The 22,288-nt window shown below is 49.6% G+C and carries 24 protein-coding genes and 1 other annotated feature; of the genes, 2 read left to right on the forward strand and 22 right to left on the reverse strand.

Annotated elements, in window-relative coordinates; all coding sequences use genetic code 11:
• From rpoB to cysE, 15 genes are all read right to left on the reverse strand, one after another.
• The gene (gene rpoB, locus DP091_RS26780) at window positions 1-3,546 is read right to left on the reverse strand and encodes a DNA-directed RNA polymerase subunit beta (RefSeq protein WP_113061156.1); all 3,546 of its coding nucleotides are present in this window, start codon (window positions 3,544-3,546) and stop codon (window positions 1-3) included.
• Window positions 3,547-3,894: 348 nt separating this feature from the next.
• Complete coding sequence (locus DP091_RS26785; RefSeq protein WP_113061157.1) at window positions 3,895-4,500, reverse strand: class I SAM-dependent methyltransferase; 606 nt, start codon at window positions 4,498-4,500, stop codon at window positions 3,895-3,897.
• A 183-nt stretch (window positions 4,501-4,683) separates the two neighbouring features.
• A complete protein-coding gene (gene rplL, locus DP091_RS26790; protein WP_071221025.1) occupies window positions 4,684-5,046 on the reverse strand; it encodes a 50S ribosomal protein L7/L12 in 363 nt (120 codons plus the stop codon).
• 67 nt (window positions 5,047-5,113) lie between these two features.
• Window positions 5,114-5,617 carry a 50S ribosomal protein L10 gene (rplJ, locus tag DP091_RS26795; RefSeq protein WP_009591975.1) on the reverse strand — a complete coding sequence of 168 codons (504 nt, stop codon included), beginning with the start codon at window positions 5,615-5,617 and terminating at the stop codon, window positions 5,114-5,116.
• A gap of 58 nt (window positions 5,618-5,675) precedes the next feature.
• Window positions 5,676-5,834: a sequence feature (ribosomal protein L10 leader region), on the reverse strand.
• A gap of 69 nt (window positions 5,835-5,903) precedes the next feature.
• Window positions 5,904-6,596, reverse strand: coding sequence for a 50S ribosomal protein L1 (rplA, locus tag DP091_RS26800; RefSeq protein WP_009591966.1), 693 nt, complete (start codon window positions 6,594-6,596; stop codon window positions 5,904-5,906).
• 80 nt (window positions 6,597-6,676) lie between these two features.
• Window positions 6,677-7,102 (reverse strand): 50S ribosomal protein L11, encoded by a 426-nt coding sequence (rplK, locus tag DP091_RS26805; protein ID WP_006212938.1) that lies wholly within the window; start codon window positions 7,100-7,102, stop codon window positions 6,677-6,679.
• 71 nt (window positions 7,103-7,173) lie between these two features.
• Window positions 7,174-7,707, reverse strand: coding sequence for a transcription termination/antitermination protein NusG (gene nusG / locus DP091_RS26810; RefSeq protein WP_006212939.1), 534 nt, complete (start codon window positions 7,705-7,707; stop codon window positions 7,174-7,176).
• 21 nt (window positions 7,708-7,728) lie between these two features.
• Window positions 7,729-7,920, reverse strand: coding sequence for a preprotein translocase subunit SecE (gene secE, locus DP091_RS26815; protein WP_006212940.1), 192 nt, complete (start codon window positions 7,918-7,920; stop codon window positions 7,729-7,731).
• 24 nt (window positions 7,921-7,944) lie between these two features.
• On the reverse strand, window positions 7,945-8,094 hold the full coding sequence (rpmG, locus tag DP091_RS26820) for a 50S ribosomal protein L33 (RefSeq protein WP_006212941.1): 150 nt from the start codon (window positions 8,092-8,094) through the stop codon (window positions 7,945-7,947).
• Between the two features lie 574 nt (window positions 8,095-8,668).
• Window positions 8,669-9,313 carry an RNA polymerase sporulation sigma factor SigH gene (sigH, locus tag DP091_RS26825; RefSeq protein ID WP_006212942.1) on the reverse strand — a complete coding sequence of 215 codons (645 nt, stop codon included), beginning with the start codon at window positions 9,311-9,313 and terminating at the stop codon, window positions 8,669-8,671.
• 204 nt (window positions 9,314-9,517) lie between these two features.
• Window positions 9,518-10,036 (reverse strand): NYN domain-containing protein, encoded by a 519-nt coding sequence (locus tag DP091_RS26830; protein WP_071221026.1) that lies wholly within the window; start codon window positions 10,034-10,036, stop codon window positions 9,518-9,520.
• Between the two features lie 5 nt (window positions 10,037-10,041).
• Window positions 10,042-10,794, reverse strand: coding sequence for a 23S rRNA (guanosine(2251)-2'-O)-methyltransferase RlmB (rlmB, locus tag DP091_RS26835; protein WP_113061177.1), 753 nt, complete (start codon window positions 10,792-10,794; stop codon window positions 10,042-10,044).
• A gap of 88 nt (window positions 10,795-10,882) precedes the next feature.
• The gene (locus DP091_RS26840) at window positions 10,883-11,326 is read right to left on the reverse strand and encodes a Mini-ribonuclease 3 (RefSeq protein ID WP_113061158.1); all 444 of its coding nucleotides are present in this window, start codon (window positions 11,324-11,326) and stop codon (window positions 10,883-10,885) included.
• Window positions 11,323-12,729: a cysteine--tRNA ligase gene (gene cysS / locus DP091_RS26845; protein ID WP_113061159.1), complete on the reverse strand. Its 1,407-nt coding sequence runs from the start codon at window positions 12,727-12,729 to the stop codon at window positions 11,323-11,325. Before cysS ends, DP091_RS26840 begins: the two co-directional genes overlap by 4 nt.
• A gap of 58 nt (window positions 12,730-12,787) precedes the next feature.
• Window positions 12,788-13,480 (reverse strand): serine O-acetyltransferase, encoded by a 693-nt coding sequence (gene cysE / locus DP091_RS26850; RefSeq protein ID WP_113061178.1) that lies wholly within the window; start codon window positions 13,478-13,480, stop codon window positions 12,788-12,790.
• A gap of 181 nt (window positions 13,481-13,661) precedes the next feature.
• On the opposite strand from cysE, the gene DP091_RS31150 reads away from it, so the two are divergent.
• Window positions 13,662-13,886 carry a hypothetical protein gene (locus DP091_RS31150; RefSeq protein WP_146747021.1) on the forward strand — a complete coding sequence of 75 codons (225 nt, stop codon included), beginning with the start codon at window positions 13,662-13,664 and terminating at the stop codon, window positions 13,884-13,886.
• A 289-nt stretch (window positions 13,887-14,175) separates the two neighbouring features.
• Here DP091_RS31150 and gltX read toward each other — a convergent pair whose 3' ends face one another.
• The 4 genes from gltX to DP091_RS26870 form a co-directional block, all read right to left on the reverse strand.
• Window positions 14,176-15,639, reverse strand: a complete 1,464-nt coding sequence (gltX, locus tag DP091_RS26855; RefSeq protein ID WP_113061160.1) for a glutamate--tRNA ligase — start codon at window positions 15,637-15,639, stop codon at window positions 14,176-14,178.
• Between the two features lie 70 nt (window positions 15,640-15,709).
• On the reverse strand, window positions 15,710-16,198 hold the full coding sequence (ispF, locus tag DP091_RS26860) for a 2-C-methyl-D-erythritol 2,4-cyclodiphosphate synthase (RefSeq protein WP_071221032.1): 489 nt from the start codon (window positions 16,196-16,198) through the stop codon (window positions 15,710-15,712).
• Window positions 16,195-16,890, reverse strand: coding sequence for a 2-C-methyl-D-erythritol 4-phosphate cytidylyltransferase (gene ispD / locus DP091_RS26865; protein ID WP_113061161.1), 696 nt, complete (start codon window positions 16,888-16,890; stop codon window positions 16,195-16,197). Before ispD ends, ispF begins: the two co-directional genes overlap by 4 nt.
• A gap of 77 nt (window positions 16,891-16,967) precedes the next feature.
• Window positions 16,968-18,056 carry a PIN/TRAM domain-containing protein gene (locus DP091_RS26870; RefSeq protein WP_113061162.1) on the reverse strand — a complete coding sequence of 363 codons (1,089 nt, stop codon included), beginning with the start codon at window positions 18,054-18,056 and terminating at the stop codon, window positions 16,968-16,970.
• A gap of 394 nt (window positions 18,057-18,450) precedes the next feature.
• On the opposite strand from DP091_RS26870, the gene DP091_RS26875 reads away from it, so the two are divergent.
• On the forward strand, window positions 18,451-18,846 hold the full coding sequence (locus tag DP091_RS26875; protein WP_071221035.1) for a nucleoside triphosphate pyrophosphohydrolase family protein: 396 nt from the start codon (window positions 18,451-18,453) through the stop codon (window positions 18,844-18,846).
• Between the two features lie 124 nt (window positions 18,847-18,970).
• Here the strand turns inward: DP091_RS26875 and pssA are convergent, their stop codons facing one another.
• The 3 genes from pssA to radA are packed head-to-tail and all read right to left on the reverse strand — an operon-like array spanning window position 18,971 to window position 22,212.
• Window positions 18,971-19,705 carry a CDP-diacylglycerol--serine O-phosphatidyltransferase gene (gene pssA, locus DP091_RS26880; protein ID WP_071221036.1) on the reverse strand — a complete coding sequence of 245 codons (735 nt, stop codon included), beginning with the start codon at window positions 19,703-19,705 and terminating at the stop codon, window positions 18,971-18,973.
• A gap of 49 nt (window positions 19,706-19,754) precedes the next feature.
• On the reverse strand, window positions 19,755-20,831 hold the full coding sequence (gene disA / locus DP091_RS26885; protein ID WP_071221037.1) for a DNA integrity scanning diadenylate cyclase DisA: 1,077 nt from the start codon (window positions 20,829-20,831) through the stop codon (window positions 19,755-19,757).
• A gap of 13 nt (window positions 20,832-20,844) precedes the next feature.
• A complete protein-coding gene (radA, locus tag DP091_RS26890) occupies window positions 20,845-22,212 on the reverse strand; it encodes a DNA repair protein RadA (protein WP_113061163.1) in 1,368 nt (455 codons plus the stop codon).
• Window positions 22,213-22,288 lie beyond the last annotated feature (76 nt).

Genomic DNA, 22,288 nt, shown 5'->3' on the forward strand with positions numbered 1-22,288 from the left:
TTATTCCACTCCGACTTCAGTGCCTTCCAAGTTAAGGCTCAGTTTATCACCTTGAGCATCGTCTTCGTCATCGAGTTCTTTCATCTCGATTTCCTCTTCATTCTCGCTCAGGATTTTAACATCCATACCGAGAGACTGAAGCTCTTTGATCAATACCTTGAACGATTCAGGAACACCCGGTTCCGGAACGTTCTCGCCTTTGACGATGGATTCGTAGGTTTTCACCCGGCCGACCACGTCATCCGACTTGACGGTAAGAATTTCTTGCAGCGTATATGCAGCACCGTATGCTTCAAGTGCCCACACTTCCATCTCACCGAAGCGCTGTCCACCGAACTGAGCTTTACCACCCAGCGGCTGCTGCGTAACGAGAGAGTATGGTCCCGTAGAACGGGCGTGAATTTTATCATCAACCATGTGCGCGAGCTTGATCATGTGCATGACGCCGACGGTAACTTCACGTTCAAAACGCTCACCCGTCCGCCCGTCGTACAATACGGTCTTACCATTGCGCTGCATGCCTGCTTCTTCCATCGTATCAAACACGTCATACTCGCTCGCACCGTCAAATACCGGTGAAGCTACGTGAATGCCGAGCTGGAGCGCAGCCATACCCAAGTGAACCTCGAGCACCTGACCGATGTTCATCCGTGATGGAACCCCTAGAGGGTTCAACACAACTTGAACCGGCGTGCCATCTGGCAGGAACGGCATATCTTCTTCAGGCAAAATACGGGCAACGACACCTTTGTTACCGTGACGTCCGGCCATTTTGTCACCTTCGGAGATTTTACGTTTCTGTGCGATGTAAACGCGAACCAGTTGGTTAACGCCCGGTGGCAATTCGTCACCGTTCTCGCGTGTAAACACCTTCACGTCTACGATGATTCCGTCACTACCGTGAGGTACGCGCAGCGAGGTATCGCGCACTTCGCGAGCCTTCTCACCGAAGATCGCATGCAGGAGTCGCTCTTCCGCCGTCAGCTCGGTTACACCCTTAGGCGTTACCTTACCTACGAGAATATCTCCGGCGCTGATTTCGGCACCGATGCGGATGATTCCGCGCTCGTCAAGGTTCTTCAGCGCTTCTTCACCTACGTTAGGAATATCACGCGTAATTTCTTCCGGACCGAGCTTCGTGTCACGAGCTTCGGATTCGTACTCCTCGATATGAATCGAAGTGTAGACATCCTCTTTGACCAGTTTCTCGGAAAGAAGAATCGCATCCTCGTAGTTGTAACCTTCCCAAGTCATGAACGCAACAACGACGTTGCGGCCCAGTGCCAATTCGCCCATCTCGGTGGATGGACCGTCTGCCAGAATGTCACCCTTTTTGATGACATCGCCGCGTTTAACGATTGGACGCTGATTGATGCATGTTCCTTGGTTCGAACGCATAAATTTGTGTAATTTATGTTTAATAAGATCGCCTTTGACTTCTTGTCCGTCGACATTTTCCACACGGCGAACCCAGATTTCATTAGCGGATGAACGTTCAATAATCCCGTCATGTTTGGATACAATACATACACCGGAGTCTTTCGCAGACTTGTGTTCCATTCCGGTTCCGACGAGCGGAGCTTTAGGAATAAGAAGCGGAACAGCCTGCCGCTGCATGTTGGATCCCATCAGCGCGCGGTTGGAGTCATCGTTCTCAAGGAACGGAATGAGCGCCGTCGCTACCGACACGACCTGCTTAGGCGATACGTCCATGTAGTCTACACGGTCGCTTGGCATAGGAAGGATGTTATCGGATTGCTTGTTATAACGGACGATAACCATTTCGTCAGCGAAGGTACCATCTTCGTTAAGCTCGGCATTCGCCTGGGCAACGATGTAGTTATCCTCTTCGTCTGCGGTCAGGTAATCGATTTGCTCTGTTACTTTACCGGTCTTCGGATCCACCCAACGATACGGAGCTTCAATGAAGCCATATTCGTTGATGCGCGCAAACGTCGACAAGGAGTTGATCAGACCGATGTTCGGTCCCTCCGGCGTCTCGATCGGACACATACGGCCATAGTGACTGTGGTGAACGTCCCGCACTTCAAAGCCCGCACGCTCACGAGTCAAACCGCCGGGTCCGAGAGCAGACAGACGACGTTTATGCGTCAGTTCCGCAAGCGGGTTGGTCTGATCCATGAACTGGGACAACTGGGAGCTGCCGAAGAACTCTTTAATCGATGCGATAACCGGACGTATGTTGATAAGCGCCTGCGGCGTAATCACGTTTGCATCCTGAATCGACATTCTTTCACGAACGACACGTTCCATCCGGGACAAACCGATACGGAACTGATTTTGAAGCAATTCGCCTACAGAACGCAGACGACGGTTACCCAGGTGGTCAATATCATCGGTATTGCCGATCCCATGCAGCAGGTTGATGAAGTAGCTGATGGAAGAAATGATATCTGCCTGTGTAATGTGCTTCACCGATTTATCAATGTTTGCGTTCGCGATGACCTTCACGACTTTGGCATCCTCGATTGGCGAGAATACATCGATCGTTTGCAGCGGGATATCCTCGCTGTCCATGACACCGCCGGTAACATGATAATTCTTAAAGCCTACGCTCTTCTCAAGGTAAGGCATGATCTCGTCCAAAAGACGGCGGTCTACGGTTTGACCAGCTTCTGCAATGATCTCACCGGTATCGATGTCTATCAAACTTTCTGCCAAACGTTGATTAAAGAGACGGTTCTTGATATGAAGCTTCTTGTTGATCTTGTAGCGACCAACGTTAGCCAAATCATAACGCTTCGGATCGAAGAAACGGGCCACGAGAAGGCTCTTCGCATTCTCCAGTGTTGGCGGCTCGCCCGGACGAAGACGTTCATAGATTTCGATGAGCGCTTTTTCCGTAGAGTCGGTGTTGTCTTTATCCAGCGTATTTTGAATATATTCATCATTGCCCAGAAGATCCAGAATCTCGGCATCTGTACCAAAACCAAGTGCACGTAAAAGTACCGTTACAGGGATTTTACGGGTACGGTCGATCCGGACATAGATAATGTCCTTCGCGTCCATCTCCAGTTCAAGCCAAGCGCCGCGGTTAGGGATAACTGTTGCAGTGTACGTCGTCTTACCGTTTTTATCCACTTTTGTGCTGAAATAGACGCTGGGAGAGCGAACCAACTGGCTGACAATAACCCGTTCGGCACCATTGATAATGAATGTTCCGGTTTCCGTCATTAACGGGAAGTCTCCCATGAACACTTCCTGCTCCTTGACCTCTCCGGTCTCCTTGTTAATGAGCCGGACTTTCACGCGGAGCGGCGCCGCATAAGTAACGTCGCGTTCTTTCGCGTCATCGACGGTGTATTTCGGTTCTCCAAGGCTGTAGTCAATAAACTCTAGTACCAAATTACCTGTGAAATCCTGAATCGGCGAGATGTCCTGGAACATTTCGCGGAGTCCTTCCTCCAAAAACCATTCATAAGATTTTTGTTGGATTTCAATCAGGTTCGGAACTTCGAGTACCTCGTTAATACGAGCATAACTTCGCCGAGTGCGTCGACCATATTGAACAAGATGTCCTGCCAACTTAAACTCACCCCTCATGTCTACTCACTTTAAAAATTTCATTGCGAACCTCTGTTTGTAACACTATAATGGAACATACAGAGGACACTCCCATAAATAGAGAAAAGCCCTTATCGAATACCTTTTCGAAAAAAGAGCAGCTTATCCATGGTTATGATAATCATCTCATATCCTGTAGATTTGCCCAAAATGTACATATTATACGTCAATATGATCGACTTTATGCATCTTTCCGCACATTAAGTCTTGACATTTCAGTCAACTAAAGACAAAGAGACCATCCTAATACTGACATTTTATAATAATACCATACCGACATACCCAAGTCAACAGCCCAGCCGAACTATTTCAAGAAGATTTCGTCGCCTTGAATATTCGATACCCTTTATCCTTCGTTACTTCCTCAACCTGATGAAATAAACTCTCCAGCTTGGCTTTCGCTGAAGGCGCGCCTTGCTTCTTCTGGATCACAACCCACAGCTGCCCATCCTCGCGCAGATGCTTCCACGCTTCTTCGAATATGGCATGTACCGTCTCTTTCCCGGCACGAATCGGTGGATTGGTGAGAACCACGTCAAATTGCTGACTCTGCACCGCAGCAAACAAATCGCTCTCCAAGATGGTCACGTTGGATATACCATTACGTTTCGCATTCTCCTTAGCTAATTCGACAGCACGGCTATTAATGTCGATCATCGTCACATGGCCTTGGGGAGCCATTCTTGCCGCCGACAGTCCGATCGGACCATATCCGCAGCCTACATCCAACACCTCGGCATGCTGGTTAAAGCTCATAGCCTCTATTAATACCTTGCTCCCATAATCTACGCCGCTTTTAGAGAATACGCCCGCGTCACTGATAAAGTTGAAAGTCTGCCCCCGAAGCTCCGTCTTTAACTCTTTACGGTCATGAGCAATTTCCGGCTGATTCGAGTAATAATGTTGATTCGGCATCATTTCCTCCGTCTTGAATCAAAGTCTGCCCGCCTAAGATATTTCGCTCTTAAGCGCTCTTATCCCAGTATAACCTTTCTTGCGGAGAATCAGTACCTTGTGATCCCCCCGCCACAATAACAAACCCCTTGAACAAATATTCAAGGGGTTTGATTCTTGCTGACGTGAATCTCAAGAAGTTAATTACTTAACTTCTACGGATGCGCCTGCTTCTTCCAATTTAGCTTTAACAGCTTCAGCTTCTTCTTTAGCTACTTTTTCTTTCAATGGTTTTGGAGCGTTGTCAACCAGTTCTTTTGCTTCTTTCAAGCCAAGACCTGTGATTTCGCGAACCACTTTGATTACGTTGATTTTGGACGCGCCTGCGCTAGTCAGGATTACGTCGAATTCGGATTGCTCTGCTTCAGCAGCTACACCAGCGCCACCTACAACAGCTACTGGAGCTGCAGCAGTTACACCAAATTCTTCTTCGATTGCTTTTACAAGATCGTTCAGTTCCAGAACGGACATACCTTTAATTGCTTCCAAGATTTGCTCTTTGCTCATTGGGTTGAACCTCCATTTATTATTAAGATTTTATAGTTGTTGTTACACAGCTTCAGCAAGACAAAGCTTATGCGCCTTGTTCTTCCTTCTCAGCAACAGCCTTAACTGCAAGCGCGAAGTTGCGCACTGGAGCTTGAAGCACGCTGAGGAGCATGGAGAGGAGACCTTCGCGGGACGGAAGTTCTGCCAGAGCTTTGATTTCGCTCTCTCCGATTACACGGCCTTCTACTACGCCGCCTTTCAATTTCAACGCGTCATTTTTCTTAGCAAAATCGTTAAGGATTTTTGCTGGAGCGACAGCGTCATTGGTACCAAATGCAACAGCTGTTGGACCAGTCAAGACTTCGTCCAGATCAGTCAGCTCTGCTGCCGCAGTTGCACGGCGAAGCAGCGTGTTTTTCAGTACTTGGAACTCGACGCCAGCTTCACGAAGCTGTTTACGAAGTTCAGTTACTTGCGCAACGTTCAGTCCGCGATAGTCAGCAACTACTGTCGATACGCTTTCGCGCAGCTTAGCAGCAACGACATCAACCGCTTCTTGTTTCGCTTGAATCACTTTTGCGTTTGCCAATGATTACACCTCCTGGTTGTATTAGTAGCGTAAGAGCACCAAGCTCTCCGCTCTTCCTACGGGCACTAAAAAAGCCTCCGTAGAATCACGAAGGCCTGATGAATCATCATTTGGCCGGCGTAACCGGACAAATTGTTGACGTTCTATCATAACACCTCGGTAGGAAATTAAGCCTGCTTAGGGCACCTACTGTCTACGGTAAGCATATTCAACTTTAAGGGTCAGTCTCGAAGACTCACAACTGTTACATAATATCAAACCTCATTGACCAAAGTCAATGGTAATATTATCTGTAGACGGTTGTGTTCACGCGAGCGCTTGGTCCCATTGTCGAGGAAACAGCGATGCCTTTCAGGTAAACACCTTTAGCGGCAGCTGGTTTCGCACGATTCAATGCATCGATGAGAGCTTTGAGGTTCTCATTCAATTGAGCTGCATCGAAAGACACTTTACCGATCGGAGCGTGAATTTGACCTGCTTTGTCCAGACGGTACTCGATTTTACCGGCTTTGATTTCTTGAACAGCCTTAGCAACATCGAATGTAACCGTACCAGCTTTAGGGTTAGGCATCAGGCCTTTACCACCGAGCAGACGGCCAAGTTTACCGACTTCACTCATCATATCAGGTGTAGCTACGCAGACATCGAACTCGAACCAGCCTTGTTGAATTTTGTTGATCATGTCTTGATCGCCAACAAAATCAGCGCCAGCAGCTTCTGCCTCTTTCGCTTTTTCACCTTTTGCAAATACCAGAACGCGTTGTGTTTTACCTGTGCCGTGAGGCAAGACAACAACACCACGAACAGCCTGGTCTTGTTTACGAGGGTCTACACCCAAACGTACAGCCGCTTCAACAGTTTCGTCGAATTTGGCAGTTGCAGCCTTCTTCACAAGCTCTACAGCTTCCAAAGGCTCATAAGTTGCTTCGCTGTCAATCAGCTTCGCAGCTTCAACGTATTTCTTACCGTGTTTAGCCATGTTTGTTTTCCTCCTTTGTGGTGTTAGCGGAAATTCCTCCCACATAATCCGAACCTAGTTCGGTTTCAATCAAAAGACAATTAGTCTTCGATTGTGATACCCATACTACGGGCAGTACCTTCTACCATCTTCATTGCAGCTTCAACAGATGCAGCGTTCAGGTCAGGCATTTTTTGCTCAGCGATTTGACGAACAGCGTCACGCTTAACAGTAGCGACTTTCTTCTTGTTAGGCTCGCCGGATCCTTTTTCGATCTTAGCAGCCACACGAAGCAGAACAGCAGCCGGTGGAGTTTTGGTGATGAACGTAAAGGAACGATCTTCAAACACCGAAATTTCAACCGGAATGATCAGACCAGCTTGATCAGCAGTACGTGCGTTGAACTCTTTACAGAATGCCATGATGTTGACACCCGCTTGACCCAATGCAGGACCTACTGGAGGAGCCGGATTCGCTTTACCTGCAGGAATTTGCAGTTTCACAATCTTGATAACTTTCTTAGCCATGGTTGACACCTCCTTGCATCAATAGTGGTAGCGGACGCTTTGACACGCCCTCCCACAAGAAACCTGAAGAATTAGATCTTCTCCACTTGAGTATAATCCAACTCCAGGGGGGTTTCCCGTCCAAACATGTTGACGTGAACTTTCAACTTGCTCTTTTCAGCCAAAATCTCTTCCACGGAGCCCACAAAATTCGCAAAAGGACCAACCTTGATACGAACGGATTCCTTGATGTCGAATTCGATCTTCGGTTTCGGCTCTTCCATGCCCATATGCTTCAGAATCTGTTCTACTTCTTCTGGAAGCAAAGGCGTCGGTTTAGAACCGGACCCTGTCGAACCAACAAAACCGGTCACTCCTGGTGTATTGCGGACAACATACCAAGAATCATCGGTCTGAATCATTTCGACCAAGACATATCCCGGGTAAACTTTACGCATGACGGTTTTTTTCTTGCCGTCTTTGTTTACGATTTCTTCTTCCATCGGAACAAGAACGCGGAATATTTTGTCCTCCATGCCCATGGACTCGACACGTTTTTCCAAATTGGCTTTGACTTTATTCTCATACCCAGAATAGGTATGAACTACGTACCATCTTTTTTCCATATCAAGCCACCTGGGACCCTTCTAAATTATCGCTTCGATCACAGCGGAAATACCGATGTCTACAACCCAAAAATAAATCGTGACAAACACAATGGTGCCGAGAACAATTAAAGTATAGTTCGTCAGTTCTTTACGATTGGGCCAGCGAACTTTTTTAAGTTCCGCCCAGCTTTCAGAGAAAAAGGAAAACAGAGACTTGAAACCACGTTTCACGCCGACTACACCTCCAAAAGAAAACTATCTGGTTTCGCGATGAGGAGTTTGCTCGTTACAGAACTTGCAAAATTTCTTCATCTCCATGCGGTCGGGGTGATTTCGCTTGTTTTTGGTGGTTGTGTAGTTTCTTTGTTTGCAGCTTGTACAAGCCAAAGTGATAATTACCCGCATGATGTGCACCTCCCGAAGACGTCCTTCTTTGTCAGAAGAATCGATATTGATCCTAGTAGAAACAACCTTGTTCTCATCGAAACCCGGTTATTTCTGCGAGATGAATAAAACCGTTGTTCCAAAAGCTGTAACAACGATCCATTCATAAAACACGCGAATTTAGGCCTACCTAAAACACTTTATCACAAGGATAGCGCCATTTCAAGCCTTTTTCTCTCTGATTGCGGGCTGCAATAAATGCCATTGCCAGCTAAACCAGGGAATGAGTCCCCGGAATATCGTAAACATCTCGCTGTAAAAAACTGTGGCGTTTCACAGTCTTTGTCCATCCTGCATAGCATTTAGTCTATATCCAGTATGTTCAATCTTCCAAGAGATGAAACACCAAATATTACACATTTTGCGTTTGGCGAAAATGGACATCTTGGAATATCGTCCTATCCTATCTGCCAACTAAAAATAAATGGCGGCAAAGTATATAAGAGTCCTTTGCCAGCCATCCTGATTCAATAGCGATCAGGCAATTAAAAAAAGGCTCTGATTGAGCCTTCTGCTTCTTATCCGACACTTGCTATTAATTATCCCTGACTTCCAGGTAACGTTCAAGCTTTCGCTTTACTCGCTGGAGTGCATTGTCAATCGATTTTACATGACGCCTTAAGTCTACCGCAATCTCTTGATAGGATCGACCGTCCAAATAAAGCATCAGGACTTTCCGTTCCAGATCACTTAAGATTTCTGACATCTTGTCTTCCAGGCCGACAAATTCCTCTTGATTGATGATCAGTTCCTCCGGATCGCTTACCGCAGTACCGCAAATGACATCCAGCAGCGTACGGTCCGAATCCTCATCATAAATCGGCTTGTCCAATGAGACATACGAATTGAGCGGAATATGCTTCTGTCTCGTAGCGGTCTTAATTGCCGTAATGATCTGCCTGGTAATGCAGAGCTCGGCAAAGGCCTTGAACGAGGACAGCTTATCCCCTTTAAAATCACGAATTGCCTTGTACAGCCCGATCATGCCTTCCTGGACAATATCTTCCCGGTCAGCGCCAATCAGAAAATAGGAGCGGGCTTTAGCACGTACAAAATTCCGGTATTTATTGATCAAATACTCCAGCGCCCCGCTATCACCCTCGCGGACCGCCTCGACAATGTCTTCATCGCTTATCACATCATACCCTGACAACATGACTTCCTTGAGGTCCACACTCAATAGAATCCCTCCGGCCCGGAACGCACGGTAGCCCGTCACTCGCTTGAAATATATGACAAGTATATATGATGTCTACTAGACCGTCAACCACGATCTGCCTAAATTACGCCGATAATAACATATAATGTAAACTTTTTCATAGATTCATATACCGTTTCATTCTCCAAATGAGCCGGCCTCTCGTCCCCATTGTGTAAAACAATTCTATTCCCTTCGCCAGCGCTCAAACGCCTGTCTCACATCCGGCGGCAGCTTCCCGTCAAGTGTATTCCTGCTCTTGGTCTGCTCTTTCGTTATTTTCTGCTTCACTTCGCGCTCGCTCTGCTCCACTTCGTTAAGCAATTCCCGGGCGGACAGCCGGAGTGCTCCCCGAGCAAAAATCACGTGCTGCTCAATTAAATCGCTGGTCGCCACATAAATTTTACGCCGACGGTGGCTGAACTCTCCGACTAGCCTTTCAATGCACTCATCGGCGGTTTCTTTCTCCTTCGTAAAAAACACCTGAACCTTACCTTGCGTGTAGGATTTCCCCAGTCCAGGAACACGGTATGCGTCAAAAATCACCACGACTCTGAGGCCTGAGAACGCCTGGTAATCCGCTAATTTCTCCAGCAGCATGTCTCGCGCTTCATGCATGCTGCTATTGGCGAGCTTCGCAAGATATGGCCAGCCGCCGATCATATTATAACCGTCGACCAGCAGCACATCCCGCCAATCGGCCATCATTGCTAACCTTGAAGGCGGCGACGGCGAAGCACTTCGTACATAACGACACCTGCGGCAACCGAGGCGTTAAGCGAATTGATCTTTCCGGCCATCGGCAGTTTCACAAGCACATCGCATTTCTCACGGATCAGACGCCCCATCCCTTTATTCTCATTACCGATAACGATAGCGACCGGCCCGTCAAAAACCTCGGTGTCATACAATTCCTGAACGGCATCAACAACGGTCCCGACAACCCATACACCCATTTCCTTCAGCTGATCGATGGTTTGGCCCAGATTGGTCACCCTAGCTACGGGCACGTACTCCACTGCGCCGGCGGATGTTTTGGATACCGTTGCCGTTACTTGTGCGGATCTGCGCTTAGGCAGTATGACGCCATGCGCACCCGTGCAGTCTGCCGTCCGGAGAATCGAGCCCAGATTGTGCGGATCCTCGATCTCGTCAAGAAGCAGCAAGAAAGGCGGTTCGCCTTTTTCCTCCGCAACCTTCAGCAAATCCTCCACTTCCACATAAGCATAGGGTGCCGCTTGGGCAACCACGCCTTGATGCTGAACTCCCGGAACCATCTGATCCAGCTTGCGTTTGTCCACATGCTGAATGACAATACCCAGTTTTTTCGCTTCCGCGATGATCGGCAGGGTCAGGTGCTTTTGCGCATTTTCGGCAATCCATATTTTGTTGATCGTACGTCCTGATTTGAGCGCTTCCGTTACGGAGTGCTTACCAGCTACTACTTCCTCTTCTTGCAACATGTAGGTCTCCTCCTGCATATCAGCCGGCGTCCCCCTTACGGAAACACCGGCTGTATCGTTTCAATGTGATGCAATATTGTCTAACGGTCTATTTAACAGACCCCTCAATATACTCGATGCTCTTCCCTATGAGCTCACGCAGCCGATCATGCTCACCCGTATAATATAAATACCCAACCAGCGTCTCAAATGCCGTTGCATGCCGGTATTCGAGGACGTCGGCATTTTTGGGAATGCTGCCAGATTTGGCGTTGCGTCCCTGACGCACAATATCTCGCTCTTCTTCTGCCAACTCCGGATCCAGATAAGCCAATATTCGGCTCTGTGCCTTCGCCGACACAAATCCTGTTGCTGTACGGTGCAGATGGTGGGGACGGAGATTCGCCCGTGATATCAAAAACTGCCGCACCGCCACCTCATAAATGGCATCTCCGATATAGGCAAGCACGATGGGCGGGATTAACCGGACCGGCTTCGACGGCGGAAAATCGAACCAGCCTGCTGCGGGATCATGAAACTCAGGCCCGCTCATTTACGCCGCCAGCGCATACCTTGCGCCGTATCCTCAAGCACGATGCCTTCGTCCGCCAGCTTGTCGCGGATTTCATCCGCTCGGGCCCAGTTTTTATTCTTCCGGGCTTCGATACGTTCGGCAATCAGAGCTTCAATCTCCTCATCCAGCAATTCATCCGTGCCTGTATTTACGATGCGCAGCACGCTGTTCATTTCGTTGAAAGCGCGCAGCACTTCATGCAGGTCCGCCGCAGGGATCGAGGCTTCCTTCAGCAGCTGATTCGCCTCGCTGGCCCATTGGAACATAGCGGTGATGGCGTCCGGCGTGTTGAAATCATCCTGCATCTTCTGGTGAAATTCGACAAGGACGGCCGATATTTTATCCCCAACTTCCTGGCTTACGGTATCCTCCTTCGAACCGATCGCGGTACTCAATCGATGCTCGATATTGGCCGCCGCATTCGCCAGACGTTCCACGCTGTTCTGCGCCTGCTCCATCACCTCATCGCTATAATTCAGCGGGTTGCGGTAATGGGTGGACAACATGAAATAGCGGATAGCTTCTTTCGTATATTGTTCACGAAGTTCCTTAACCAATACACCATTGCCTAACGATTTCGACATTTTCTCATTATTTATGCGGATATATCCATTGTGCATCCAGTAGTTCGCCAGCGGTTTGCCTGTCAGCGCCTCCGACTGCGCAACTTCGCATTCATGGTGCGGGAACTGCAGGTCCTGGCCGCCGCCGTGGATATCCAGCGTATCCCCGAGATAACGACGGGCCATGGCGGAGCACTCAATATGCCAGCCCGGGCGGCCGTCGCCCCAAGGACTGCTCCAGTAGATCTCTCCAGGCTTCGCGGCTTTCCATAGAACAAAGTCTTCCGGATTTTCTTTCCGCTTATCCACCTCAATCCGGATCCCGAATTGCAGCTCATCGAGATTTTGCTGGGACAGCTTCCCGTAATCGTCAAATTTGCGGGTCCGGTAGAATACATCTCCCCCGTTCTCATAAGCAAAGTCGCGGTCAATGAGTTCCTGGATGAATTCGATAATGTTCTCCATATTGTCCGTTACCCGTGGATTCAATGTCGCTCTTGGTATGCCAAGACCGTCCAGATCCTCGTAATAGGCGTTAATAAACTTATCCGCGACCTCCGGAACGGTCGTCCCGGTTTGCTCCGCTTTCCGGATCATTTTGTCATCCACATCCGTAAAGTTCACGACGTAATTCACATCATTACCCTGGTTCTCAAAGTAAGCTCGAACCACGTCGAAAAAGATCATCGGCCGAGCATTCCCGATATGGATATAATCGTACACGGTAGGACCGCACACGTAGATCTTTACCTTCCCGGGTTCCTGAGCAACAAACGTTTCTTTCATGCGGGTTAGCGTATTATAGATTTGCAGTGCCATAGGGTATCATCTCAATCCTTTCATTCCATCGCTTATTATTCCTTCACGGCTTACGGGCTTACTCTTCTTTGGCCGAAGACACAACGGCGGCCTCGGTTACCATGCCTTTGGGCTGGTTTCGTTTGCTCTCATGAAGCTCCGCCCGGAGCTGATCGATCTCCTTCTGCATCGAGCGGAGCATATCAACAATCGGATCGGGCAGATTCGTGTGATCCAGCCGGTCGCGCACCCGCTCCCCGTTCTGTTTCACGATTTTCCCCGGATTGCCGACTACGGTGCTGTTTTGAGGAACAGGTCTTAATACGACTGCATTGGAACCAATGTTACAGTTATCCCCAATCGTAAAGGAACCTAGCACTTTCGCCCCCGATCCGATGACCACGTTGTTGCCGATGGTCGGGTGCCGCTTGCCTTTTTCCTTACCGGTTCCACCAAGCGTAACCCCCTGGTAGATCACCACGTCATCCCCAATCTCGCAGGTCTCCCCAATGACAACCCCCATCCCATGGTCAATGAACAGCCGCTGCCCGATACGGGCTCCCGGATGAATCTCGATCCCTGTCATAAACCGGCTGAACTGGGAAATCAACCGGGCCAGCGTATACCATCGCCGCTTAAATAATGCATGAGCTACCCGGTGCGCCCACAGTGCGTGAAGCCCCGAGTAGGTGAATACCACTTCAAAAAGTCCCCGGGCAGCCGGGTCATTCTCGAACACTGTCCGAATATCCGATTTCATCTGTTTAAACATGAACGCTCCCTCTTTCCCCTCTTCCAATCGCGCATGCAACTTGCTATCCATCGTTATTCCTGCAACTAAAAAACGCCCCTGCAGCTTTTCGCTGCAGAGGCGCTAGACCGCGGTTCCACTCTGCTTAGAACCGGCACAAGCTTCCTCCCTTCGTCAGGGACGGATTCTACCGATTCTCTTCATGTCATTAACGGCAGACGACCGGCATGATCTAACGATTGTGTTCGCTTCAACCATGCAGCTCACAGGTGCATTTCCGCTGCAGGCGACGGGACAACTCTCAGCCGGCAAATTCAAGTGGTCCTTGTCTTCTGCCGATTGTCCTCTCTGGAACGTGCCTGTTTTACGCGTACTTCTCCTGATCGTAGCTTTTTATACGTTTATATTTGTTGATCTAAGTCAGTGATTAATGAACCCGTTGCTCACTAGAGACGCTGCGCTGACGGATCGTGCTTTCGATCGCTGTTGTTTTCAGATTTCTTGAACATACATCTACATAGTTGAAATCCGAAAACAAAGGCGAACGCTTCGCTTCTACAACACGATTCCGTCCTCTCCGCTAACTTCCCTGTATGAGTAAATGCTCCATTTAATAAAACCCTAGATCAAAGAATACTTCACTTATAGTTTGGTGTAATTATAACTGATGATATACGGGCTGACAAGGAACGTTTATCGAGTAAGCCGCCCGAATTTTATGCGCCTTTGATCTGAGAACGCAAACGGTCAAGCACGCGATCCCTGCCAAGCAGCCAGATCGTCTGGTTCAGGTCGCGGCCATGGGTTTGTCCCGTCAAGGCTACGCGGATCGGCATAAAGAGCTGTTTGCCCTTAAATCCGGTCTCCTTCTGAACTTCCTTGATCAGCGCCGCAATCTTCGGAGCGTTAAACTCATCCGCCTGCTCGATCTTCGCAAGGAATGCCGACAATACGACTGGCACCTGCTCGCCGCCCATCACTTCAATTCCTTCGGCATCCAGCTCCAGATGCGTACGGAAGAACACTTCCGACAGATCCACGATATCCGAAGCCGCCGTCAGCTGCTCCTGATAGAGCGCCACGAGCGCGCGTGCCCACTCCTCTTGCTCGGCCGTAAGCTCGGACGGCAAGCGGCTGGCTTTTTGCAGATGCGGAATGGCTAAATCGGCAATTCGGTCCGGATCCGCGTTCTTAATGTACGTGTTATTCATATGAGCCAGCTTGTTCGTATCGAATACCGCCGGGCTCTTGGACAGACGATGCTCATCGAAGATCGAGATCAGCTGCTCTTGGGAGAACACTTCCTCTTCCCCTTCCGGAGACCAGCCAAGCAGCGAGATGAAGTTGAACAGCGCTTCTGGCAAATAGCCAAGCTGGTCATACTGCTCGATGAACTGGATGATCGATTCATTACGCTTGCTCAGCTTCTTATGATCCTCGCCCACGATCAGGGTCATATGTCCGAACTGAGGCGGCTCCCACCCGAAGGCTTCATAGATCATCAGCTGGCGCGGCGTATTGGAGATATGATCCTCCCCTCGGAGCACATGGCTGATCTTCATCAGATGATCGTCTAAGGCTACCGCGAAATTGTAGGTAGGAATGCCGTCTTTTTTGACGATAACGAAGTCGCCCGTCTCTTTGCTGTTAAACGAAATCGTACCCTTCACCATATCATCGAATGTGTAGATACGATCTTCCGGAACGCGGAAGCGGATGCTGGCCACACGGCCTTCAGCCTCAAATGCCTGACGCTGCTCTTCCGTCAACTCCCGGTGCTTCCCGGAATAACGCGGCGTTTCGCCGCGAGTCATCTGCTCTTCCCGCTCCTGCTCCAGCTCTTCTTCCGTGCAGTAGCAGCGGTAAGCGAGCCCGCGATCCAGAAGGTCCTGCCAATATTGTTTATAAATATCAAGACGCTCGGTTTGGCGATAAGGCCCGTACTCGCCCCCGACATCCACGCTTTCATCCCAGTCCATGCCCAGCCACTTCAAGTATTTCAGCTGGCTTTGCTCTCCGCCTTCTACGTTGCGTTTTACATCCGTATCCTCGATGCGAATAATGAATTTCCCGTTGTTTTTGCGGGCGAATAAATAATTGAATAATGCCGTTCTGGCATTGCCGATATGTAAATGTCCCGTTGGACTCGGTGCATAGCGCACGCGGACTTCTCCGGTCATTGTAAACCCCTCCGCTTCCCTATTCTTTCAAGATTCCTAGCTCAAAATAATCCCTTATTGAACACATACTTCAAGATGATAGCACACCTTTTACGAGGCAGACAACCGATTGCGCGGCGATTCCTTCGCCCCTGCCGGTAAACCCGAGCTGCTCGGTAGTGGTCGCCTTCACGTTCACCTGATCCACCTCAGCATCCAGCGCTTTGGCGATCACTTCCGCCATCTGCGGAATATAGGGTGCCATCTTTGGCTTCTGCGCAATAATCGTGGAATCGATATTACCAAGTGTATACCCGCGTTCCTTGGCCATGACCCATACCTGCTCCAAAAGCTTCAGGCTGTCGGCGTCTTTAAAGGCAGGATCGTTATCGGGAAAGTGGCGCCCAATGTCGCCGAGCCCAAGCGCCCCCAGGATCGCGTCCGTTACGGCATGCAGCAGCACGTCGGCGTCGGAGTGCCCGAGAAGCCCTTTCTCATAAGGAATCGTGACGCCTCCGATGATGCACGGCCTTCCTTCTACGAGCTGATGTACGTCAAACCCCTGTCCTACTCGAATCATTCCATGTCCTCTCCCTTACGTTTCTGTAAAAAAGCCGCATATTCCAGATCCTCCGGCGTGGTGATTTTGATATTGCTGTATTTCCCCTCCACCACGGTTACCGGATGTCCTGCCCGCTCCATCAGCATGGCATCGTCGGTGCCTGTAAACCCATCCTTTGCCGCTGCCTCATGGGCGGACAGCAGGTCGGAAAGACGAAAAGCCTGTGGGGTCTGAACGGCCCACAGACTTTGACGGTCCGGGGTGCCTGTAATCTGACCCCTGCCGTTCACCTGTTTAATCGTATCCTTCACGGGAACCCCAAGCACCGAGGCGCCCTCGCGGATTGCCGCATCGCGGCAGGCTTCAATCTCCTCTTGCGTTACAAACGGCCTTACGCCGTCATGTATCATTACCCATTCTGAAGAAATTTGCTTGATGCCTTGGTATACGGACTGCTGCCTCTCGCTTCCCCCCGGGATTACAGCGGACACCTTGTCCAAACCATACTCCTGTATCCAGGATTCGCAGCGAGGGACATCCTCCTTCCCCGTCACAAGCACAATTTCCTGCAGCCATGGTATCCGGCTGAATGCTTCAAGCGTATGAACGATAATGGGCTTTCCGTTCAGAGCCAGGTACTGCTTGCTCTCCCGGGTGCCCATCCTCGTTCCTTTTCCCGCCGCTACAATGACAGCGCCGAAGTTACTCATCAAGCACCAAACTCCTGTCTCACCCAACACGCCCCAAACGGACGAATAGCGGATATGTATATCCCCATCATACCCCTTTACTGGGCTTTTTCCAACAGTTTTGGTTTTGCGAAGATCATCCGGCCCGCCGAGGTTTGCAGTACGCTGGTAACGAGCACCTCCATCATCGTGCCGATGTACTCGCGGCCGCCCTCCACGACGATCATCGTGCCGTCATCGAGATACGCGACGCCTTGACCATGCTCCTTGCCGTCCTTGATAATCTGTACCAGAATTTCTTCCCCTGGCAGGACCACCGGTTTGACCGCGTTAGCGAGATCATTAATGTTCAGGACCGACACACCCTGCAGCTCACAAACCTTATTTAAGTTAAAATCATTGGTGACCACTTTGCCTTGAAGCACTTTGGCCAGCTTCACCAGCTTGCTGTCGACCTCGGATATTTCCTCAAAGTCGCCTTCATAAATGAGTACCTTGACGTCCAGCTCTTTTTGGATTTTGTTCAAAATATCAAGGCCGCGCCGACCGCGATTTCGCTTAAGAAGGTCCGAGGAATCCGCAATATGCTGAAGCTCCTCCAAAACAAACTCAGGAATGACAATCGTTCCTTCGATAAATCCGGTCTTGCAAATATCCGCAATTCTCCCGTCAATAATGACGCTCGTATCCAAAATCTTATGTTCCTCTATGCGCCGGCCCTCAGGCTCTGCCGCTTGACTCCACTTGCCCGACATCCACAAGGACGCCAGTTCATCCTTCTTCTCCAGTCCAATGCGAAACCCGATGTAACCGCCAAGCAGCGTAATGCCAACCTGCAGCAGCTGCCCTGCTTGCCCAAGTAAAGACATCCCCGGTGACAGCAATAGCGACAGCAGCAGACCGCTCAACAGTCCGGCTGTGCCCGCAGCCAGCTCATTCATCGGAATCCGGGAGAACGAAGCGATCAGGCTGTGCAGCCATCTCGTGACCCGATCCGCCGACAGCACGCCGATCATGCCAAACAATAATCCTCCAAGCACCGCGAAGGCTCCGCTTCCCGCTGCAAATAAACCTTGTCCAAAAATAGGCGAGAGCCCTGAGAAAGACCGTTCCATTGTATGATATAACGTATACCCGCCCCATGCTCCGCATAATACTGTAAATGCTAAAATAGCTTTTTTTACCATGAGCTTCCGCACACCTCCTTTTATACCTGAATATCTTTGCTTCTATTTTCCAGTATGGTCCAATTTATAAAGTCGTAATCGTGCCGATCCATCTTTTTTTAAGATTATCGAATGTAAAGTTTTTCGGTGGAACCCAATAAATTGGATCATCGCAGGATAAACACCCTCACAAAGCGGCGTATCTTCTCTTGAAGTACGCCGATTGATGTTTTTTTATAATATTTCCATATCCCCATATTCTACCGGTTTTGCCTACCCCCATCAGGCTTTGACGTGTACTGACATCAACCTCACAAATGGAATTGACCGCCTGCAGACACCTCAAATTGGTTGAAATCGCCTGAAGTAGTGGAATATAATGAACTCAATTCATAATATCGAGGTGGATGTATAAATGAGCGCTCCTAGTTTACAGGCTTTTCAGGACCAAGTTTCCGAATTGTTGCTCCGTCACCGCAGTCTCTTGGATGTTCTGTCTAAAAATGGTCAAAGCAATGCTTCAGTCAACCGGGCCGTAACCAAGGCCATCACAGAATGCGGATGCATCGAGCTCCACGCTACGAAGCAAACCTTCGATATCGGCGCTGATCTCGAATCAGCCCGGGAATTAGCCGGCACGCACGTCGAAGGCCATCTGTGCGAGAATTGCCGTGAGGCGGTAAGCACTGAGCTTGGCCGCAACCTGTTTTATATGTCTGCCCTTGCGAATCTTCTGGACATTCAACTGGATGAGGTTGTTGTCAAGGAGTCACAGAAATGCTCCACATTGGGTATTTTTAACCTGTCGTAAGACCGTTAACATGATGACGGTTCGTAACGGCAAGGCACTCCATGCATACAAAAAAAAGCATTTATCTCGCTGCGGGTAGCAGGGAAATAAATGCTTTTTATTTGGAGATATGTCCGAATCCGGCTTATCGGTCAGAGGATTGATAGGCCTCATCCGAATTGGGGTCATCCTTTTTACGACGCTTTTTGCGGTTCAGCCTGCGGAAATTCTGCTGCAAGCCATAACCTGCGTACAGGACCAATGGCAAGAATATCAGCTTGGAGGTCTGCTCTGGTAAGAACACGGCAACCATGACTGCGCCAATGATGACGAGCGGCGTAAATTTAATCGCTGTTTTCGGAATGCCAATCTTCTTGAAGTTCGGGTACTTGACTGCGCTAACCATGAGATAAGAAAGCAGAAGTACGGCAATAATCATATAAGTTGCTGTAATCTCTTCATGGAATAACGCCAAGGTTGCCAGCACGCCTCCCGCAGCGGGGATCGGCAGGCCGATAAAATATCCCGGTATCCCCGGACGAACATTAAATCTTGCAAGACGCAGTGCGCCGCACATCGGAAATATGGCGGTCACTGTCCAAGCCAGTGCTGTATTAATATCCGTAAACGCTACGGTATACATAATGAGTGCCGGTGCTACGCCAAATGAAATTACATCAGATAATGAGTCAAGTTCCTTACCGAGCTCGCTTTGGGCATTTAACGCCCGAGCTACCCGACCGTCAAGTCCGTCAAGGAGCATGGCAATGATAATCATAATAGCCGCCATACTCGTTCGACCTTCCGTCGCCAAGATGATACCAATCATTCCGAGAAACAGATTACCTAAAGTAAACATGTTCGGAATTGATTTCGTCATTTTTTATTCACCTCATTAATGTTACGTACGAACATCGATTGTAGGTCTTTTAGATTTGTCTGTCAATGAATACTTGTTCTTGCAATCGTTTCAGACCTTCCTTAATGGTGCGTGCGCGAACTTCGCCAATCCCGTCCACTTCATCGAGTTCATGGATGGAAGCGGTCATAATGCTGGATAAATCATGGAACTGATCTACCAGATTACGAACGATCACATTCGGCAGGCGCGGGATTTTGTTCAAGATTCGGTAACCACGCGGCAGTATTTCTTCCTCCGAAGCAGCGGCGGAAGCCGGATAACCAAGAAGCCTTACAATATGATGAATGTCCAGCAGCTCCTCATCCGTTGAACGCTTCAGCGCGAGGATGATCTCGCGGATCTTCTCCTCGCTGTACTCCCGGGCATAGTCCGCATACAGCAGCCATGCCTCTTCCTCCATATTGCTTACAAGCTCATCCATCTGCATGCTGATTAAGCGGCCTTCGTTGCCGAGCTCGTTGATATAACGCTTGATCTCCTTCTTGATTCGGAGCACCATCTCGACGCGCTGTATCACATTCACGACTTCCGGTATGGTAACCAGTTCTTCAAATTCAGATGCCGAAAGGTTGGTGAGTGATTGATTAAGCACCACGCGGTATCGCTCCAAGGTCTGTATAGCCTGATTGGCCTTGGTTAGGATAACGCCGATTTCCTTCAATGCATACCGCAGCGATCCTTGATACAGCGTAATGATGTTTCGGCGCTGCGAGATGGACACAACCAGTTTGCCTGTCTGTTTCGCTACCCGCTCCGCTGTTCTGTGCCGTATCCCTGTCTCGATGGAAGAGATTGAGGAATCCGGAATCAGCTGGGTATTCGCATATAAGATTCGTTTCAAGTCTTCACTAAGGATGATGGCGCCGTCCATCTTGGCCAGCTCGTATAAATAGTTTGGCGAAAAATCGCAGTTAATGGAGAAGCCGCCGTCGACAACTTCCATTACCTCCGGGCTGTAGCCTACAACGATCAGGGCGCCCGTCTTCGCCCGCAGCACGTTCTCCAGTCCGTCGCGAAACGGCGTTCCCGGTGCTACCAGCTTTAGCAAATCATTCATTTTGTCCAGTTGGCTCGTTTCTTTCACCTTCGTATGCCCCCTAATCTAACGCAACCGCTAATGCATCTGCAACGGTGTTTACTCCTATAATTTGTATTCCTTTCGGATGCTTCCATCCCTTCAAACTCTTCTCCGGCATGACTACGCGCTTAAAACCCAGCTTCTCGGCTTCTCTTACCCTCTGCTCCGCTCTTGAAACGGCCCGAACCTCACCGGTCAGACCCACCTCGCCAAAAATAACGTCATACGGCTTGGTCGGAATGTCGCGGAAGCTGGACGCTATGCTGACTGCTATGGCCAGATCCACCGCAGGTTCGTCGAGCTTCACGCCGCCCGCTACGTTCAGATAGGCGTCTTGGGTTTGCAGGTACATGCCCATCCGTTTCTCCAGCACGGCAATGATTAGATTCATGCGGTGGTGGTCCACCCCTGTGCCCATCCGGCGCGGTGACGGGAAGTGGGTGGTGGAGATGAGCGCCTGCAGCTCGACCAGAACCGGTCGAGTTCCCTCCATGCTTGCAACAACGGTTGAACCCGCTACACCTAAAGGCCGTTCAGATAAAAACAGTTCGGATGGATTCCCGACTTCCCGAAGTCCATCCTCACCCATCTCAAAAATGCCAATCTCATTCGTCGAACCGAAACGGTTCTTTACCGCACGAAGCAAACGGTAAGTATGGTGACGCTCTCCTTCAAAATAAAGCACACAGTCGACCATGTGCTCCAGCATCCTTGGGCCTGCAATAGCGCCTTCCTTGGTCACATGACCGACCAGGACGGTCGCTATGCCCTTCACCTTCGCCAATCGCATGAAGCGTGCCGTACACTCCCGTACCTGGGAAACGCTGCCCGGCGCACTGGTTACCTCCGGCAAATACACCGTCTGAATGGAATCAATGACAACAAAGCCGGGCTTTACGTTCTCAATGGCTTCCTCAATCGATTCGAGATTAGTTTCACATAGGACATACAGCTCCGGGGACAGCGCCCCGAGCCGATCTGCACGCAGTTTGGTCTGGCGTACGGATTCCTCACCGGAAATGTACAGGACGCGTATACCGTTCTGGGCCAATCGATTGGAGGCTTGCAGCAGCAGCGTGGATTTGCCGATCCCGGGATCACCGCCGACTAACACGAGTGAACCAGGAACAAGCCCGCCGCCGAGCACACGGTTCAATTCTGCAATACCCGTCTGGATTCTGGGTTCTTTACCGCTTTCTATATTTATGATCGAAAGGGGTTTTTCTTTACTATGAAAAAGAGGGGAATTCATCCCCTGCGTCTTGATTACCGTCTCGGTTTCCTCCACCATGGAATTCCATGATTGGCAGCCCGGACATTTTCCGAACCATTTGGGCGCTTCATAGCCGCATTCGGTACAGAAAAATTTCGTTTTAGTTTTTGCCATGTGAGTCTCCTTTATGTCGCACATCATTTGTCGGATTCCGTAAAACCCTGCAAAATCAGGCATTACTCAAAGTTTA

The sequence above is a fragment of the Paenibacillus sp. MDMC362 genome, from assembly GCF_003269305.1.
In the GTDB taxonomy this organism is placed as follows: Bacteria; Bacillota; Bacilli; order Paenibacillales; family Paenibacillaceae; genus Paenibacillus_AQ.

Excerpts from the sequence above, each read along its gene's own strand:
- DP091_RS26785 (WP_113061157.1), bottom strand. The coding sequence starts at position 4,500 with ATGCCGAATCAACATTATTACTCGAATCAGCCGGAAATTGCTCATGAC.
- rplL (WP_071221025.1), bottom strand. The coding sequence starts at position 5,046 with ATGAGCAAAGAGCAAATCTTGGAAGCAATTAAAGGTATGTCCGTTCTG.
- rplA (WP_009591966.1), bottom strand. The coding sequence starts at position 6,596 with ATGGCTAAACACGGTAAGAAATACGTTGAAGCTGCGAAGCTGATTGAC.
- rplK (WP_006212938.1), bottom strand. The coding sequence starts at position 7,102 with ATGGCTAAGAAAGTTATCAAGATTGTGAAACTGCAAATTCCTGCAGGT.
- nusG (WP_006212939.1), bottom strand. The coding sequence starts at position 7,707 with ATGGAAAAAAGATGGTACGTAGTTCATACCTATTCTGGGTATGAGAAT.
- rpmG (WP_006212941.1), bottom strand. The coding sequence starts at position 8,094 with ATGCGGGTAATTATCACTTTGGCTTGTACAAGCTGCAAACAAAGAAAC.
- DP091_RS26830 (WP_071221026.1), bottom strand. The coding sequence starts at position 10,036 with ATGGCCGATTGGCGGGATGTGCTGCTGGTCGACGGTTATAATATGATC.
- rlmB (WP_113061177.1), bottom strand. The coding sequence starts at position 10,794 with ATGTTGCAAGAAGAGGAAGTAGTAGCTGGTAAGCACTCCGTAACGGAA.
- DP091_RS26840 (WP_113061158.1), bottom strand. The coding sequence starts at position 11,326 with ATGAGCGGGCCTGAGTTTCATGATCCCGCAGCAGGCTGGTTCGATTTT.
- cysS (WP_113061159.1), bottom strand. The coding sequence starts at position 12,729 with ATGGCACTGCAAATCTATAATACGCTAACCCGCATGAAAGAAACGTTT.
- cysE (WP_113061178.1), bottom strand. The coding sequence starts at position 13,480 with ATGTTTAAACAGATGAAATCGGATATTCGGACAGTGTTCGAGAATGAC.
- DP091_RS31150 (WP_146747021.1), top strand. The coding sequence starts at position 13,662 with ATGTCATTAACGGCAGACGACCGGCATGATCTAACGATTGTGTTCGCT.
- gltX (WP_113061160.1), bottom strand. The coding sequence starts at position 15,639 with ATGACCGGAGAAGTCCGCGTGCGCTATGCACCGAGTCCAACGGGACAT.
- ispF (WP_071221032.1), bottom strand. The coding sequence starts at position 16,198 with ATGATTCGAGTAGGACAGGGGTTTGACGTACATCAGCTCGTAGAAGGA.
- ispD (WP_113061161.1), bottom strand. The coding sequence starts at position 16,890 with ATGAGTAACTTCGGCGCTGTCATTGTAGCGGCGGGAAAAGGAACGAGG.
- DP091_RS26870 (WP_113061162.1), bottom strand. The coding sequence starts at position 18,056 with ATGGTAAAAAAAGCTATTTTAGCATTTACAGTATTATGCGGAGCATGG.
- DP091_RS26875 (WP_071221035.1), top strand. The coding sequence starts at position 18,451 with ATGAGCGCTCCTAGTTTACAGGCTTTTCAGGACCAAGTTTCCGAATTG.
- pssA (WP_071221036.1), bottom strand. The coding sequence starts at position 19,705 with ATGACGAAATCAATTCCGAACATGTTTACTTTAGGTAATCTGTTTCTC.
- radA (WP_113061163.1), bottom strand. The coding sequence starts at position 22,212 with ATGGCAAAAACTAAAACGAAATTTTTCTGTACCGAATGCGGCTATGAA.